This window comes from Paenibacillus sp. IHB B 3415 (assembly GCF_000802655.2).
GTDB classification, from domain to species: domain Bacteria; phylum Bacillota; class Bacilli; order Paenibacillales; family Paenibacillaceae; genus Paenibacillus_AQ; species Paenibacillus_AQ phytohabitans.
The window spans coordinates 135,377-152,167 of sequence record NZ_JUEI01000002.1 but is presented as its reverse complement, the minus strand read 5'-3'; the positions used below and the strand labels follow the sequence as shown (position 1 = coordinate 152,167).

Below are 16,791 nucleotides of genomic sequence, written 5' to 3'. Positions count from 1 at the left end.
GGTACAGGCTGTCGAGAACTTTTCGGCAGCCTTTTTCTAAAGATAGACTGAAGATGAAGATTGACAGGTGTAACCGCCTACCTTACTATCTTATTGAAATTAGGCTATTCTGCGAGAGGAGAGAGAGCAATGTACAACGTGCTTGTCGCTGATGATGAACCTCGTCACCGCCGCGGCGTTTCCGACATGGTTAAGCAGCTCCGTCCGGAATACCGGATTTTCATGGTGAAGGATGGATTGGAGGCTCTGCGGATTATCGAGGATAACCGGATCGATATTATCCTCACAGATATCCGGATGCCCAATATGGATGGACTGACTCTGATTGAACATATGGAGAGCCGCCGAGAACGGGTCAAAATTGTAATTCTCAGCGTGTACGGAAATTTCGAGTATGCAAGACAGGCGGTGAAGCTCGGAGCCTTCGATTACCTGCTGAAGCCGCTGGCACTAAGAGAGCTCTCGGAGATCCTTGACAAGCTTGACACGGCACTGGAGAAGGAACGGCTGAGTCTTCAGAACGGGGCAGTTCTTCAGCAGAGACTCCATTCGGCAGCACCGGTCTATGAGCAGCACTTGCTCAGCCGGTGGATGCGCTCCGCTGCAAGCGAGAAGGAGCTTCAGGAAATCCGCAATTTCTTCCCCGCTTTAAACGGAGGTTTCGTGATGTTGGCAAGGTTTCAGCAGAAAGAAATTACCGGGTCCTATACGCCTGAAGATTTCGAGGAACTGAAGGCCACTGTGAAGAACTGGATGCGGGAAATCTATCAGACGGTCGGTCCTTCGCTGTCCTTCAACCTGGAAGGAGAGCACCCGATGATTGCTTCCGTTGTGACCCCGGGCCATTCCCTGGAGTGGCTGATGAAGCGGGATCTGGAGCAGTTCCGGCAATTCATCCGCCAGATCCGGGAGGAATATGGCCTGACTCTGACTTTAGGGGCCGGGAACTGGGTGGCCGATCTGTATAGCGGGGCTCCGGCATCCTTTGAGCAGGCGCGGAAAGCGCTCGAATACACATTTTATACTGGCGAAGGCAAGCTTGTCCTTTTCGATGAAATCGCTTACAATCCTGACAAGCCCAGCTTGAAGATGATTCCTGCGGATACGGGCATGACGGATGCCTTGGCGCGGATGGACAGGGCTGCGGCTGCTGAGGCCTTAAAGACGCTTATTCAGAGACTGCTTGAAGGGGATTATCCGTCCCCGGCTCATCTGAAAGACTCTGTTCTGTACGCTCTGGTTAACGAGGTTAAAGGAAACGAGGTCTTGCTGCGTCAGGATGAAGCGAGCAATTTCATTTCAGAGATGGAGTTTCAAATCCCGGCCTGTGAGAGTCTGGAAGAAGTCGAGGCACGGGCGATCTCTGTTCTAAACCGGATCATAGAGAGCATCCAGGAACGCAAAAATAACAAAAGCGGGCGGACCATCGGCCTGTGCAAGGCATTTCTTGAGGAGCATTATATGGAGGATCTGTCGCTGGAGTCTGTCGCCCGGCGTTTCTTTTTCAGCTCCGCCTATTTCAGCAGTTTTTTTAAACAGCACACCTCCATGACCTTCACCGAATATTTGCTGCGCCTGCGGCTGGACAAAGCCAAAGAGCTGCTGCAGGACGGGGACCGGAAAATCTCTACCATCGCCTTAAGCGTGGGATTTCGTGATGCGGGTTACTTTACCAGGGTATTCAAAAGGGAGACAGGACTGGCACCGGAGGAGTTCCGGAAGAAAGATGTATTGTAGGTGGACTATGAGACTGAAGAATAAGCTGGTCTTATCGTATATAGTGCTGATTACCCTGCCGCTCACGATCCTCGGCTTTGGTTACTATTATGCAAGCAAGGAGATTATGCTGAAGCTGGCCCGCGACAACGTCAGTGAGATTGTGCTTAAGAACAATCAGATCATCAACGAACGGCTGAAGATCATTCAGGAGAACAGCTTATCACTGATGGTGGAGTGTGAGCTGTACCAGATTTTTGACAGGCCAAGTCCGGCCGGGGGAGTGCAGCTGCTGGAGAACAATAAAAAGGTGACGGGGATCCTTGGCAGATACTTCTCGCAATCGGCCGATCTGTATTCCGCTGAACTGGTCACGCAAGGGTTCGTGTATGGCAGCAAGAGCAAGAATACCTATCCCCCGGATCACTTCTACACCTCCGAGCTGTACCGGCGCGCAGCTGAGGGGAAAGGGCGTATCGCCTGGGTGCCGACTTATGATTATACCCGGATGCATAATCTGCCTGAGCTCGCGGGAACGGATATTGATTACCGTTATATGTTCTCGGCGGTCCGGCAGATCAACCCCTCCTGTGTACGGAATGACATCATTGTGCGGGCTGGCGGGGCGTCCGAGAAACCGGTGCTGGTGATGAATTTCAAGGAAGATGTGTATGCAGGTATCTTTAGGGACAGTATCCCTATTAAAGGTTCCGTATTCATGGTGGCCAGTGAGGACGGTACAATAATCTCCCATCAGGACAATACGCGCCTGGGGACCGTAGAATCCGCCGCCTGGCTGAAGGAGGTTCGCCGCCAGGGCAGCGGGACGGCTTATGTGACAGCCGGCGGGCAACGGATGATCGCTTGCTTCGCTTTGTCTCCGGTAACTAACTGGCTATCGGTTGTGCTGATTCCGCCAAGCGCATTGACCCATGATATTGCGGATACCATTCTGTTCTTTATTATCGCACTGGGTACTCCGCTGCTGGCCCTTTCGCTTCTGTTCGCTTATCTCATTTCCGCGCGTATCTCTTCTCCGGTAAGCAAGCTGCTGCTGGCCATCAAGCGGGTGGGCGGAGGCGATTTCAATGCCCAGATCAAGGTGGAGGGCAGAGATGAGCTGGGCCATGTATTGATGAAATTCAACAGTATGAATGAACGGGTCAGATCACTGATCAATGAGAATTATGTGGTCAAGCTGCGGGAGCGGGAGACGGAAATCCTCGCGCTGAATATTCAGCTCAATCCCCATTTTCTGTATAACACGCTTAATATCATAAATTGGATGGCTGTACACGGAGAGAAGGAGCAGGTTAGCCATATGCTGATCAGCCTGTCCCGTATGCTGCACTATACTACGGACAACCGGAGAGACCAAATGCTGCTCAGAGAGGATATCGCCTGGCTACAGGACTATATAGTGATTATGGCTAACCGTTTCGAGCACCGGTTTCGTGTGGACTTTGATATTCAGCCTGAACTGATGGAGGTGAATGTACCGAAGCTGTTCCTTCAGCCCCTGGTCGAGAATGCCATTATTCATGGCTTCCGGAATATGGAGAGCGGCGGGCTGATCACCATTTATGGACTGCTTCAGGGTGATACTATCCGGTTCTGTGTAGAAGATAACGGCAGCGGGATTGAGCCGGAGCGTCTGGAACAGCTGCTGAAGGAGGATAATGCCAATATAGGTCTGAAAAATGTGGATAAGCGGATCAAGCTGCTGTATGGCAGTGAGTATGGCATAGAGATTGAATCGGTCCCTGAATTCGGGACCCGCGTGAAGCTGGTTGTACCGCATCCCGGCCCGCGTGAATAACGGCTGACACTCCATACTTTCCCCCCGGCCAATGGCCTGAGGGGTTGTTTTTTATCATTGACCGTAAAATCGTACAGAAAACGAAAAATCGTACAATAGGCAACGGCAACAGGTACATTTACACTGTAATCAGCGACTGCAGCGCTTACATCCGAATCAAGGGGGATAAACAAAATGAGCAGGCACACTGGCAGAACCAAGCTGATGTTACTCTTCCTAATGATTGTTGCATTAATTGTAACCGCTTGCGGTAATGGCGGGAACCAAACGGATACGGCCAATTCAGGTTCAGGCAATACTCCCGCTACCGGAGAAGCAGGCACGGCCACCGGAGATAAGGTGAAGCTGAAATTCACGTTCTGGGGCAGTCCTCAGGAGAAGAAGGCGGTGGAGGACGCCATTAAGGCTTTTGAAGCCAAGAACCCTAACGTCACCATCGATTCCATCCATATCCCGGGCACAGACTTTTTACAGAAGCTGAATGCCATGATCGCCGGGAATGAAGCACCGGATCTCAGCTACTCGGCCGCCTGGAAGCTGAAGATGGGCGAAGAAGGCCTGATCTATAATTTCTTCGATCTCATGAAGGAAGACCCCAGCATCAAGAAGGAGGATTACCTTCAGTACGCCTGGTGGAACTGGGATACCGATAAAAGTGCGGGACCTTATCAAGCTTCGGTAGTCCCATCTCTGATGTACAATGCAGATCTGTTCGAAGAGGCAGGGGTTGAACTGCCGCCAACCAAAGCGGAAGAAGCCTGGCAATGGGATGAATTCGTGGAAACAGCCAAGAAGCTCACCCTTGACCGGAACGGCAAGCATCCGGATGATCCGGGATTTGATCCCAAGAACATCAAGCAATACGGTGTGAAGTACAGCCTCAGCTGGTTATCCTACATGCCGCTGGTTCTGTCTAACGGCGGGGACTATTTGACTGAGGACGGTACGGAATTTGGGCTATCCAAGCCTGAAGCGACCGAAGCGATCCAGAAGATTGCTGACCTAATCAATGTCCATCATGTTGCTCCTTCCCCGGTACAAGCCAGCAGCATTCCGGCACCGGCAACGGCGCTCCAGTCCAGAAAGGTTGCAATGGTCATAGACGGAAGCTGGAACCATCTGGACCTGAGCAAAGCCAATATCGATTGGGGCGTAGGTGTCCTGCCGGTTCTGAAGGACTATAAGACTTTCTTCCTTGGAGGCTCCCTGATTATATTCAAGAGTTCCAAGCATCCGAAGGAAGCCTGGGAGTTCTCCAAATTCCTGACTGATCCGCAGAATGTACTGGAGCTTCATCAGGGGCTCTGGATGCCGCAGCTGAAGCAATGGTATGAAGATCCGAAGCTGGTGGACAGCTGGGCAAATGAAGAGCTTCCGGGCCGTCCGGCCGGTTTTCAGGATGCCGTTATGCGTTCCACCTACGAACATGCTGAGTCTTCGGCTGAGAATAATGTCCGAAACTTTGTAGAAATCGATGCTGCGGTAACGGCGGGGCTGGATCAGGTATGGCTCGGCACCAAAACGGCCGCAGAAGCGATGAACGAAGTGGAAGCCAAAATCAAGCCTCTTATAAAAGGAACCTATTTGAAATAACGGACCTTGCCGGAAGGCGGATCTGCCGGATTCTTGGGGCACATCCGCTGCCGGCAATACCCGAAGAGAGGAAACATGTGTATGGAGCCCGTCTCTTCCCTGAGTGTAAACCGTGCAAAGACCAAGCGCAGTTCCTTCAGGAATGAGCTGTATGGCATCTTGTTTGCCTTGCCGGCCATTCTTGGGCTGCTGATTTTTACGCTGGGTCCCATGATCTACAGCCTGTATATGAGCTTCACCGACTATTCCGGGTCCAATTCACCCTCCTTTATCGGGCTGGATAATTACACCAGAATGTTTAGCGGGGAAGACCAGTATTTCTACAAGGCGCTCGGAGTTACACTCTATTTTGTTGTACTTAGCGTGCCCACCGGTATTATTTATTCCTTTCTCCTGGCCATACTGCTGAACAGGAATATCAAAGGCAAAGCCATATTCCGGACCGTCTTCTATCTGCCGTCCATCGTGCCGATCATCGCGATTTCGTTCATTTGGCTATGGCTCCTGAATCCCGATTTGGGGCTGGCCAACGAGCTGCTCCGCGCCATCGGACTTCCCGGCAGCCAGTGGATTTTTGGAGAGAAATCTGTGGTCCCCTCGCTGGCGTTAATGAACCTGTGGACAACGGGAGGGACAATGATTATTTTCCTGGCCGGATTGCAGGATATTCCCCGCTCGCTGTATGAAGCCATTGAGATTGACGGGGGCTCCAAGCTGAATAAGCTGCGGAATATTACCATTCCCATGATGACGCCGACGATCTTTTTCAACCTGATCATGGGGATCATTAATGGATTCCAGGTGTTCTCGCAAGCCTATGTCATGACTAACGGCGGACCCAACAATGCCAGCTTGTTCTATGTCTTCTATCTGTACCGGGAAGCCTTTCAGTTCTCGCGGATGGGAAGCGCAAGCGCCATTGCCTGGGTGCTGTTCATCATCATTATGCTGTTGACCTATACGGTCTTCAAGACATCAAGAAAATGGGTGTATTACGAGGGGGATGAAGCCCGATGAGGACAAAAGCATGGATGGAGAAGGGATTCGTGTATTTGGTGCTTTCAGCCGGGGGCCTCTTCAGTCTGCTGCCGCTGATTTGGCTCATCCGCAGCTCCCTGATGGATATGGGGCAAATTTTTGAGCTGCCGCCCATATGGATACCAAGCCCCTTCCGGTTTAGCAATTTCAGTGAGGCGCTGACCATTCTGCCCTTTGGGCGTTATTTTATCAATACAACGGTTATTGTGATTTTCTCGATGCTGGGTGTCCTCGTGACATGCTCCATAAGCGCGTACAGCTTTGCCCGTATGTCCTGGAGAGGGCGAGACCTCATCTTTGGCCTGCTGTTATCCAGTATGATGCTGCCCTATGCGGTTACGCTGATTCCGACCTTTATCGGCTGGAGTAAGCTTGGATTAACCAATTCGTTCATTCCGCTGATTGCACCGGCCTGGTTCGGCGGAGGTGCGTTCAATATCTTCCTGCTGCGCCAGTTCTATCTGAGTATTCCCCGCGATCTGGACGAGGCGGCTTATGTAGACGGTGCTAGCCACGGGCGGATTTTCATCTCCATCATCATTCCTCTGACGCGGCCCGCCCTGGTCGTTGTAGGACTGTTTACCTTTCTGGCTTCCTGGAATGACTTTCTGGGACCGCTGGTCTATCTGAACAGTGAGTCCAAATATACACTGGCGCTTGGCCTGCAGCAATTCAAGGGCATGTACGCAGCGGAATGGCATCTGATGATGGCAGCAGCTACTGTGGTGCTGGCTCCGGCGATTATCGTCTTCTTTATCGGGCAGAGGTACTTTATCGAAGGTATTACACTTACAGGCATCAAAGCCTGAAACTGCAGAAGGAGTGATGACATGTGATGAATTCATTATATCAGCGTAAGGAAGGGCAGTCCCGCAGGCTATCCAGCTGGGATCAGACCGGGGGCAACCGGGATTTCATCGTGATTGGAGCCGGACAGACGGCAGCTATTGCAGAGATTGAAGGATCGGGCATCATTCAGCATATCTGGATGACAATCGCAGCCAAGAATAAATATGCATTCCGCAAAGTGCTGGTGCGGATGTTTTGGGACGGAGAGGAAGAGCCTAGTGTAGATTCGCCGGTAGGCGATTTCTTCGGCGTCGGTCATGGGGTTGCCAGCCACTATGTCTCCATGCCGCTCAATATGATTACAACACAGGATGTCATTGAGGATAAGGCAGCGATGAACTGTTTTTTTGAGATGCCGTTCCGCAGCAGCGCACGCATCGAGATTATCAATGAATGCGAGGATGAGCTGGTATTGTACTTCTATGTCGACTATGTGGAGAAGGAGATTCCGGAGGATAGCTTCTACTTCCATGCTTCCTGGCGGAGGGAGAATCCTACACGGGGGACGGTCGATCTTGCGGCGTTGAAGCTGGAGCATGACGGGCAGGACAAGCCCAATTATGCCGACCAGAAAGTATATGAGCTTAAGAATCTTACGGGTGAAGATAACTATGTGCTTATGGACGCAGTTGGAGAGGGCCATTATGTCGGCTGTAATCTCAGCATCGATCACTTGAATCCGATGCCGGGCTTCAGCTGGCCTGGAGAAGGGGATGACATGTTCTTCATCGACGGCGAGCCATGGCCGCCCCGTCTGCATGGCACCGGGACGGAGGATTATTTCTGTGCAGCCTGGGGCTACCCGTCCGGTAAATACGACAGCCCGTATCACGGGGTATCCACGTATGCGCCCATCCGCGGCAACGGGGACGCATGGAGAGAGAGCAATACTATCCTATTCAATGACTACTCCGGCAAAATTACGCAATACCGTTTCCATATTGTCGATCCGATCATCTTCCGGGAGTCCCTTCGTTTCAGTATCGAACATGGTCATGGAAACTCCCAGTCCAATGATTATTCTTCGGTGGCCTACTGGTATCAGCGTGAGCCTCACAAAGCTTATCCGGAGATGCTGCCCGTGGGCCTTCGGCTGCCGCTGCCTGAGAAGGACAGCGCGAAGCAGTTCTTCCGGACTTTCTGATCTGGGGGATTGGCGCAGGACTGATCCGTGGTTCTCATATCCATAAAACAAGAGCATGTTTCCAGATGATGGAGATGTGCTCTTGTTTTATGTGCCCGGCGTGGCCTCGTTCTATAACACAAAAAGCTCGTACAGGCAGGAGTTAAGATTCTCCTGCCTGTACGAGCATCTATATAAATCGAACTAATGCGGTTAAACCGTGTAACCGAAATCTTGCTTAGCGTAATGCGAAGGTGATCGAACAACCTGGATCAAGGATCATCTTGAAGAGACGTGAGTCCGGACGGGCCGGCAATTCTTCATGCACATTAAGCTCATCTTGTCCATTACTTGCTGAAGCCTTGAGTTTACCGGCATTGTCATGCCGAAGCTCGGTAATTACGGTAATCGTCACTGTGCAAAGATTCAGGATCTTTGCCTGCACGGAATCCTCCGTTTTCCGGTAGGCTACACTGAAATATCCGCTGCCCAGCTTGACCTTATCCCAGGTGAAAGAGCTACTTGGACTGAAGGGCCGGAAGGATAGCTGCCGGGAAGGGGCATCATAAGCGAAACCCAGAATGTCGGAGACAAAGAGCCCGGCATAAACGCCGGAGGCCCAGCCGCACTTCCCGCAGTTATTGTGACGGACTACATCCCCATAAGCGGCTCCGTTGTTGTAAGGCCACCACCAAAGCGAGCCGTCGGCGTCGGTCAATTGGCGTATCCGGGTCAAATACCCGTCTTCACCAGACAGTGAGGCGGAGTCTGTAATCATGCCCATGCCGTTCATATAGCCGGGGAAGGTACAGGCAGAATGGTCTCCCCACTGAATCCCCCTGGTTTCAGGGTTATATGTTGGATTATGCGGGCTTAATGAGAACTGCATGTAATGCTTGTAGGTCTCATTGTCATATGAAGTGTACCCGTACAGCGGCATCAGAATGGTATCTGATTCCTCGCCATCGTGATGCAGCAGGTTGACTTGCCCCTCTTCAACCAGATTCCAAATAAACTGCATACCGAAATCCTTATATTTACCGTTGTATTTCTCAATGCTGTTTTTAAGCTTATTGCCGGACCTGCTGATTCCCTCTGTGTATTGACGGCCGAAGGGGCCTTGGGCAGTAGCTAGCTGTTCCAGATCTTCCCGGATTCTTCCGGCAATGGTCCGGTAGCGTTCTGCTCTCGCCGTGTCACTGAAGACCTCCTCCACAATCCGGGCATAATGAAAAAGAGCGGTCCAGGCAATCACATTGGAGCCTGTATGATAATCTCCCAGTGAATAGGCATCGGAGAGCCACACTGAAGGGTAGAGCCAGGGTTCATCTTCCTTACGGGTCAGCAGCATCTCCTCCAGGAGATTGCAAATCGACTCGTGAATCTCGGGTTGGTCTAAAAACAGCTGTTTGTCACCTGTACTCCGGTAGTAGAGACCAGCCATGACAACGGAAGATAAGGAATTACTTAGAGAATGGGTAATTCCGCCTTCATAGCGGTTACCGGGCAGGCGAACTCCATGCTTCAGGAACCATAGCATTCCCTGCCGGAATAACTCTGGCTCTGCTGTGTGAAAGGGAAGCAGGGAGTAGTACATATCCTTGTTCCAGGTGAACTGTGTTGTGGGTGACGTGCCCCAGTTGGCACCAGCAAGAGTGTCCTGGCTGTCCATGGCAAGGGAGCCGATGCACTGGAGAAGGGCGCGTTCGTAGAACTCCGCAGCGAACAGATCCTCGTCCATTTTCAGCTGACCGGTGATGCCCCGTAAATAGGCCCAGGTTTCATTAAGCCAGTAGAGTGTGCCTTTCTCATCGACAAGCCGTGGACAGGGATCACCCGCCGGATAGATGATAGCGGGCAGCCAGCAGGTCTGACCCGGGGCCAGTACAACAGACACGATGCCATCACGGTCTGCCTGATGGCCGAGCACCTGTACACAGAAATCCGGACTGGAGAATGACTGGTCCGGCAGGGTGTCGGCGGAAGGCAGCGTAACTTCACCTGTTAGGGTCTGGCTGCATTGATTCTCCAGCAACAGCCCGTAGACCAGTCCGCGCAGCCGTTTCGAGCCGTCCGCCGACGTTGGAGCATAGACGAGAAGAGTGGCTTTGGCGGCTTCCAGCTGATATTCAGTGACCGGAAACAGATTATCGAGCAGAGAAGTGGCATAAGGCAGATCATCGCTGCCCAAATTATAGTATTTCCCGCCGAGCTCAACCTTGTAGGCGTAAGGTCCGGCTTCCCTGAAATCCTTGCACATCCAAACGCCGGGAATATTATCACTGTAATAGCTGCCGTTATACACCGTGACATTTTTTATGGAGCCGTTCATGTGAACGTTCACCAGTGTTTTATTGTTCCCGGTATCAAAAGTTAACTCTGGGTCAGGCAGCTTGCGGCCGAAGAAGCTCACCGGATCATAAGCCTTATACTTGCCGTCCTGATAGACAACGCCGAAATAGAGGCTTCTGGGCTGAGAAAGGGCCTCACTGAAAGTGGTGAAGGGATGCGGCATGGGTATTCTCCTTTGCATTAGTGAAGTAGCGGCCTGCAGTGCCTTTCTTTATTATTAAAGAAGCTTGGGGAGAAAACTATAGGAGAAGCTTTGGATTTCAGGACGATTTATAGCGCTTTCAACAGGATGAGGATTTGATAAATATGACCTCGAAATAAATACGGAAGAGATAAATCCAACAGAATGTGCCGAGTCCGACTCATTTATGTTGACGGCAACATATTTAAATGTTACTGTAGGTGTGTAGATATGTTGACGACCACATAAAAGGAGATGACTTTATTGAAGCCTAGTGACAACAGCGAAACCATTGAGGATGAAATCAGCGCAGTCACGCATTTCCCCGTGAATTTTTCGATTTTCAGTCTGGCTCGTTCCCATCACCGAATTGCGGGACAACTGCTTCGGGAAGCAGGCTTATACCCGGGCCAGGAACTGGTGCTGATGCAATTATGGCACCGGGACAGTCAATCTCAGAATGATCTCACAAAATCGTTGCGGCTTGATCACTCTACCATAGCGAAGTCCGTTCGCCGTTTGGAAGCTGCGGGTCTCGTCACCTGCAGCCGTTCCGAAGTGGATAAACGGGTAACCATAGTGTCACTCACCCAAGAAGGGCGTGATATAGAAACCAGAGTCGATCAGGCTTGGCGCAAGCTGGAGGAGATTACAACGGAACATCTTAATGCTGAAGAAAAAGTTCAGTTTGCAGCTTTGGCCAAAAAAATAGCCGCAAATCTGGAAAAATAAATGGAAGTAAACCAAACCATGAATCATATAGGAGGAGAGATAAACATGTCGAAAAAATCTATGCAAGCTGTTCAGGTCAACGAATACGGGGGTCCCAATGTTTTGAAGGCAGTCACCATTGATCGCCCTCAACCGCAAGCGGATGAAGTCCTGGTTCGCATCGTGTATGCTACGGTCATTCCGCTTGATTTTAAAATTCGTAAGGGTTGGCTTCAAAATGTATTTCCTGTAACCTTTCCCTACATCCCTGGTTTCTACGCTTCAGGAGTTGTCGAAGAGGTGGGGCATATGATAACGGAATTTAAGCCCGGTGACCGCGTTTTTGGCGGCATTAAAGGCGCTTATGCAGAATATGGAGTTGCGAAGGAACAAGAATTAATGGCGATGCCGGAAAATCTCACTTTTGAGGATGCTGCAACGATCAAAGCAGGAGCAGAAAGCGCCTGGAAAGCCTTGTTCACTGAAGGTGAGCTCCAGTCAGGGCAAACCCTTCTCCTCCATGCGGCAGCAGGGGGTGTTGGACAGTTTGCAGTTCAGTTGGCTAAATGGAAAGGGGCAACCGTGATCGCAACGGCTTCATCCTCAAACGTGGACTTCGTTAAATCGTTGGGGGCTGATCAGGTCATCGATTATACCACAACAAAATTCGAAGATATCGCAAAGGACGTAGATCTGGTGGTTGATTCCGTGGGAGGCGAGACAGAATCGAGATCCTGGCCGGTTCTAAAAAAAGACGGAATCCTGGTTTCTTTAACTCAAGATCCCTCCCAAGAAAACGCTGAAAAATATGGCGTTACAGCTAAGTTCAATACCAAATTCCCTAACCGGGAAGACTTGCAGCATCTAACGAAATTAATTGCCGAAGGTATGATTAAAGCGGAGATTGATTCCATATTCCCGTTAAGCCAAGCGGATAAAGCACTGGAGAAGAGCGAAGCCAGACATGCACGGGGAAGAATTTTGCTGAAAGTTAGCTCCATCTAACAAACCCCGGCCGGTCCTAATTATGAGCAGATCAAAACACCTTCAAGAGAATGGAACCCTGTCCAGTCGTAAGATAGGGAGATAATCTTGGAGGTGTTTGGTCCGGATTGCGCGATTTTATGTGCTGGCTGAATAGGGGGTAGCCTTTACCCTTATCCTTCATCTATTTCAGGCTTCTCCCCATATTCTTTACCGAAATCCTCCATCTTCTTTAGGACAGGCAGCAGTTTGTTTCCTTTCTCTGTCAGCGAATATTCGACCCGTGGCGGAACTTCCGGATACACATCGCGCAGAATAATTCCGTCGTCCTCCAGCTCCTTGAGTTGCTTGGTGAGTGAGCCTTGCGACAAGCCTCCCAGGAATTTTTTGATCTCGGTAAACCGGCGTCTTTCCCCTTCCAGATACCAGATAATGAAATATTTCCATCGCCCCGAAAGTACATTTTGCGTAAAGGCTATTGCGTACATATTTCTTTTTTCATCAATAAACTCTTTTTCAAATCCTTCATTACATACCCGCATGATATCGCTCCCAGTCTAAAAGTACAAAAATATGTACTACGTTCATTTAAATTGCCTTCTTTGCAGATGAAACGTATGGACGTATGATAGTGCCAAGGCTGCTAACGAATACAAATATTATTAGCAAGCTAATGATTATTGTAGCATAACCCGTAGAGGAGACCAATTAAGCTGTACAGTATTGCGACTATATGGTGCTAAAGAGAGGATAATATTAATGAAAAATCGTGTAGCAGAGATTCTTGGAATTGAAAAACCCATTTTACAAGGACCTATGAGTTGGATTACGAATGCTGAATTTGTTGCTGCCGTGAGTAATGCAGGGGGGTTAGGGATTCTTGGTCCTAATGCCGGTCAAACGACAATTACAACCTCACCGGAGGAAACCGCGGAACGTATGCGCCGTGAAATTCGGAAGACAAAGGAACTGACGGATAAACCATTTGGTACAACTTTAATTACTGATGCAGATATGAAGTTCACTTGGCCAATTTTGGAAGTTGTCATTCAAGAAGGTGTGCAAGTTATTCTTCTTAATGGTGTTGAAGGAACGCTAACTGAAAAGATCATTACCCCATTGAAGGAAGCAGGCATTAAGATTGTTTACCGTCCTTTAACTCCAACGATCGAAGATGCAAAGAATGCTCAAGCTATGGGTGTTGATGTTTATGTGGTTACCGGGTTTGATGAGGGTGGAACATTGCCGACAAGTATTATTGGCACGTTTACAATAACTCCTATAATCGTTGATGTGCTTGATATTCCAGTGATCGCTGCTGGTGGAATTGGTGATGCTCGCGGTGTTGCAAGTGCCTTTGAATTAGGGGCAGAAGGTGTCTTTTTAGGAAGCCGTTTTATTCCTACTGTTGAAAACCCCGCAGCACAATCAGTAAAGCAAAGGATAGTGGACTCATCTGCAGCAGATTTGTTGTTGTACCGTACTTTACCAGCTTACTACCGTTCGTTGCCTACCCCGTTTGCTGAAAAATTGGTGGCTATGGATAACCAGGGCGCATCTCGTGAAGAAATTGCTAAGGTAGGGGGTAGCTCTAGTGTAATCCGTATCGGTATGCTTGAAGGTATCGGCGAAGGGGGTATTATCACTGTGGGTACTGGAATTACGCCAATCACTAAGATCCAAACTGTACAAGAAGTGGTTGATGAGTTGGCAGCTGGTATTAAGTAAAATGAAGGCCGTCCTGTTCTAGCTCATCTCACCGGTGGACACCTCAATTTCACCATGTTATAGTTAGTTCGCTAAATATACTTTACAAGTTGAGGGTAAACTATGAATGATACAGTGGATTGTGATATCCGTCAGTCGTTAGACCGGATTTCTTCCCAAATGCGCCGGGATTACAGCGAATCTCTAAGAGAACTTAACCTTTATGTTGGCCAGGATAATTTGCTGTATCGCTTGTGGTTAGGCGATGGGATTACACAAATGCAAATAAGCGAACATCTGAAATGTGAGCCGCCTACGGTTACCAATATGGTTAAGTCACTGGAGCAAAACGGATTTATATACCGCAAGCGTGATGAACAAGATGCAAGGGTTATGCGCATTTTTTTAACAGATAAGGGAAAAGAGTTAGAAAAACCGATTGAAGTCAAGTGGAAGCAGCAGCAAGAGAAATTACTGATATCAATTTTACCCGAAGAGCGCTTACTATTAAGGCGGCTTTTGAAGCAAATGGAGAGTAACTTATTCTAAGTTCTCTTTTGCTCATATTTAGCATGCTAACTAATATATAGGGAGAAATGAAAATGAGATTTGGAATTATAGGTGCAGGACCCATCGCGTCGAATATCGCCAAAAAATTAATTGAGAATGGACATGATGTCAAAATTGCAGATGCTCGCGGGATAGAACGGCTAGAAGGAAAAGAACTTGCAGGTACACCAGTGAGTGTAGATGAAGTAATAACAAACATTGCTGTTCTAGTCATATCGATCCCTTTCCACGCACTGCCAAGCATTCGCAGCATTGTAGATAAAGTTGGGGAGGAAGTAGTCGTTGTTGACACTTCGAATTATTATCCGGGTAGAGACAATAAAATTGCAGAAATTGAGAATGGGTTGGTTGAAAGTGTTTGGGTATCCAATCAGTTAGGGAGACCTATCACTAAAGCTTTCAACAATTTATTAGCCTATACGTTAGAATATAAAGGAGCTCCCGAAGGTACCAGTGGACGACTTGCCATAGCGGTTGCCGGTGATAACCAGTCGCATAAACAAATAACCATGAACGTAGTCAATGAGCTCGGCTTCGACCCTGTAGATAGCGGAGCCTTAAGTGATTCGTGGCGACAACAGCCAGGAACCCCTGCGTACTGCACAGAACTTACCAAAGAAGAACTAACCAAAGCATTAAAAAAAGCTAATAAAGAAAAAGCCCCATTCCTACGCGATAAAGTGATAGAGAAGCTAACGGCAGCTACTGGAGGATATTCGCACCAGGATATTGTGAACCTGAACAGAGAGATATATAACTCCTGAGTTCCTGAGTTAAATTTCGAGTATCTAATGGATATAAAAAAACAACTCCTGGTGAGTTGTTTTTTTTATGGCAGAACAGGGGCTTTGTCGATCATTAAATTTCTTTGAACTATCTGTGGTGGTGTCGATGGACAAGAACATAATCCCATTAGAATCCGCGCCCAGCGTGGGTTTTCTCTTTTAACGGACCAAGTTCTTGTCCTTTTCTCAAGACAAGAACTTGGTCCCATTGCCGATATTGGACAAGAACATGGTACTGGAAATCGAAAAGGGGCGGTTTCTTATGAACAGAGCATTGCCGGAAGTCCAATTTTGCCGCAGTGACTGCTCTGATACTTTCAAACCCGTTAATCCGGGCAGTTATTTACAAGCATTGGGTCTATTCGGATTCAGAACGAGGAAATCACTGGGAAGCTCGGACAGCTTGGCAACCAGTTCATCCATACCTGACTCCAGTTTGAATTCCATTTCCTCCCGGTATAGCGGAACCAGGAAATAAACCTGAACCTGATTGCCATCTTTCGTATGGACTGTGCTAACCTCTTCCGGCAGAGCAAACAGGATCGCGCCGGACAGCTCAGTGTTAGGCGTATATGGCTCGTAATCCTCCGTATTGGGGATGGTATGGCCGTATCCAAGCCACGTCTGATACATATGCGGGAACCGGGCAAGCATCTTCATCAGCCGGATCGGCCAGTAGTTCTCCTCTGCTTCAAAATCCTTCTGCGTAAGCGGCCAGTCCGCCGGCAAAAACATCATCAGCTCCGCGCGTTCAAGATGCTTGTACTCTTTACGGATCTCCTGTGGGAGTGTCATCGGTAGATCGCTCATCCCATTGGTGTACAGCACTCGGTATGGCTCATCAGGTGTAGCTTCCATAATGTTCACATCAATATGTACGATGTCTGAAATCAGTTCATGGAACACGCCGGTTTCTCGGTTTGGAAAGACTTTATTAAAATGTTCGTTTAATTCTTTCATGTACAAAATTTCGGAGGGAGGCGAAACCTGCCGCTCATCCGGAGCGTCATAGCCATAAATTGTGGTACCGTCTTCTGATTTGCTCATTTCATTGCCGCCAAACCATTTTTTGAAAAAGTTCATGTCTTTGTGCTCCTCTGTGCGGGTTTTATATTAAATGCGAAATGAAGGATGCTGCGATTAAATTCCTGATTCTAGATGGTTTGAAACCTCACTTGGAAGTATAACAAAAGGATAGCCCGGGAGCGATGGGTCTATCGATTCGAATAACCAGGGATATACATGCAAAAATGGGATATTTGCACTTGAGCAGGAGGCTGTAAATCTCGATTGCGCGTGAACTGGAGGTCTTTAGGTCCACAACTGCAGGCTTATGCTGCCGATGAATCTCCTTTGCATCCAA

At 49.0% G+C, this 16,791-nt stretch carries 14 protein-coding genes; 11 read left to right on the top strand and 3 right to left on the bottom strand.

Annotated features, from left to right (window positions below; translation table 11 throughout):
- Positions 1 to 129 precede the first annotated feature (129 nt).
- From QW71_RS01190 to QW71_RS01165, 6 genes are all read left to right on the top strand, one after another.
- Positions 130 to 1,737, top strand: coding sequence for a response regulator (locus tag QW71_RS01190; protein ID WP_039292033.1), 1,608 nt, complete (start codon positions 130 to 132; stop codon positions 1,735 to 1,737).
- A 7-nt stretch (positions 1,738 to 1,744) separates the two neighbouring features.
- Positions 1,745 to 3,535: a sensor histidine kinase gene (locus QW71_RS01185; RefSeq protein WP_039292030.1), complete on the top strand. Its 1,791-nt coding sequence runs from the start codon at positions 1,745 to 1,747 to the stop codon at positions 3,533 to 3,535.
- Between the two features lie 174 nt (positions 3,536 to 3,709).
- Positions 3,710 to 5,128: a sugar ABC transporter substrate-binding protein gene (locus QW71_RS01180; RefSeq protein ID WP_039292028.1), complete on the top strand. Its 1,419-nt coding sequence runs from the start codon at positions 3,710 to 3,712 to the stop codon at positions 5,126 to 5,128.
- Between the two features lie 81 nt (positions 5,129 to 5,209).
- Complete coding sequence (locus tag QW71_RS01175; RefSeq protein WP_039292025.1) at positions 5,210 to 6,145, top strand: carbohydrate ABC transporter permease; 936 nt, start codon at positions 5,210 to 5,212, stop codon at positions 6,143 to 6,145.
- Positions 6,142 to 6,975 (top strand): carbohydrate ABC transporter permease, encoded by an 834-nt coding sequence (locus QW71_RS01170; RefSeq protein ID WP_039292023.1) that lies wholly within the window; start codon positions 6,142 to 6,144, stop codon positions 6,973 to 6,975. The genes QW71_RS01175 and QW71_RS01170 overlap by 4 nt, the downstream gene beginning before the upstream one ends.
- A 26-nt stretch (positions 6,976 to 7,001) precedes the next feature.
- Positions 7,002 to 8,159, top strand: coding sequence for a glycoside hydrolase family 172 protein (locus tag QW71_RS01165; protein WP_039292021.1), 1,158 nt, complete (start codon positions 7,002 to 7,004; stop codon positions 8,157 to 8,159).
- 217 nt (positions 8,160 to 8,376) lie between these two features.
- On the opposite strand, the gene QW71_RS01160 is transcribed toward QW71_RS01165, so the two are convergent.
- On the bottom strand, positions 8,377 to 10,653 hold the full coding sequence (locus tag QW71_RS01160; RefSeq protein WP_052769826.1) for a hypothetical protein: 2,277 nt from the start codon (positions 10,651 to 10,653) through the stop codon (positions 8,377 to 8,379).
- A 273-nt stretch (positions 10,654 to 10,926) separates the two neighbouring features.
- Between QW71_RS01160 and QW71_RS01155 the strand changes: the two genes are divergently transcribed.
- Positions 10,927 to 11,403, top strand: a complete 477-nt coding sequence (locus QW71_RS01155; RefSeq protein WP_373604751.1) for a MarR family winged helix-turn-helix transcriptional regulator — start codon at positions 10,927 to 10,929, stop codon at positions 11,401 to 11,403.
- Positions 11,404 to 11,448: 45 nt separating this feature from the next.
- The gene (locus QW71_RS01150) at positions 11,449 to 12,387 is read left to right on the top strand and encodes an NADP-dependent oxidoreductase (protein WP_052769825.1); all 939 of its coding nucleotides are present in this window, start codon (positions 11,449 to 11,451) and stop codon (positions 12,385 to 12,387) included.
- A 152-nt stretch (positions 12,388 to 12,539) separates the two neighbouring features.
- Here QW71_RS01150 and QW71_RS01145 read toward each other — a convergent pair whose 3' ends face one another.
- The gene (locus QW71_RS01145) at positions 12,540 to 12,908 is read right to left on the bottom strand and encodes a helix-turn-helix domain-containing protein (RefSeq protein WP_083442355.1); all 369 of its coding nucleotides are present in this window, start codon (positions 12,906 to 12,908) and stop codon (positions 12,540 to 12,542) included.
- Positions 12,909 to 13,125: 217 nt separating this feature from the next.
- On the opposite strand from QW71_RS01145, the gene QW71_RS01140 reads away from it, so the two are divergent.
- The 3 genes from QW71_RS01140 to QW71_RS01130 all read left to right on the top strand — a co-directional run bounded on the left by QW71_RS01140 (position 13,126) and on the right by QW71_RS01130 (position 15,407).
- Positions 13,126 to 14,094: a nitronate monooxygenase family protein gene (locus QW71_RS01140; RefSeq protein WP_039292016.1), complete on the top strand. Its 969-nt coding sequence runs from the start codon at positions 13,126 to 13,128 to the stop codon at positions 14,092 to 14,094.
- A gap of 102 nt (positions 14,095 to 14,196) precedes the next feature.
- Positions 14,197 to 14,622 carry a MarR family winged helix-turn-helix transcriptional regulator gene (locus QW71_RS01135; protein ID WP_039292013.1) on the top strand — a complete coding sequence of 142 codons (426 nt, stop codon included), beginning with the start codon at positions 14,197 to 14,199 and terminating at the stop codon, positions 14,620 to 14,622.
- A 53-nt stretch (positions 14,623 to 14,675) separates the two neighbouring features.
- Positions 14,676 to 15,407, top strand: coding sequence for an NADPH-dependent F420 reductase (locus QW71_RS01130; protein WP_039292010.1), 732 nt, complete (start codon positions 14,676 to 14,678; stop codon positions 15,405 to 15,407).
- Positions 15,408 to 15,767: 360 nt separating this feature from the next.
- Here the strand turns inward: QW71_RS01130 and QW71_RS01125 are convergent, their stop codons facing one another.
- On the bottom strand, positions 15,768 to 16,511 hold the full coding sequence (locus tag QW71_RS01125) for a suppressor of fused domain protein (RefSeq protein ID WP_039292007.1): 744 nt from the start codon (positions 16,509 to 16,511) through the stop codon (positions 15,768 to 15,770).
- Positions 16,512 to 16,791: the final 280 nt, after the last annotated feature.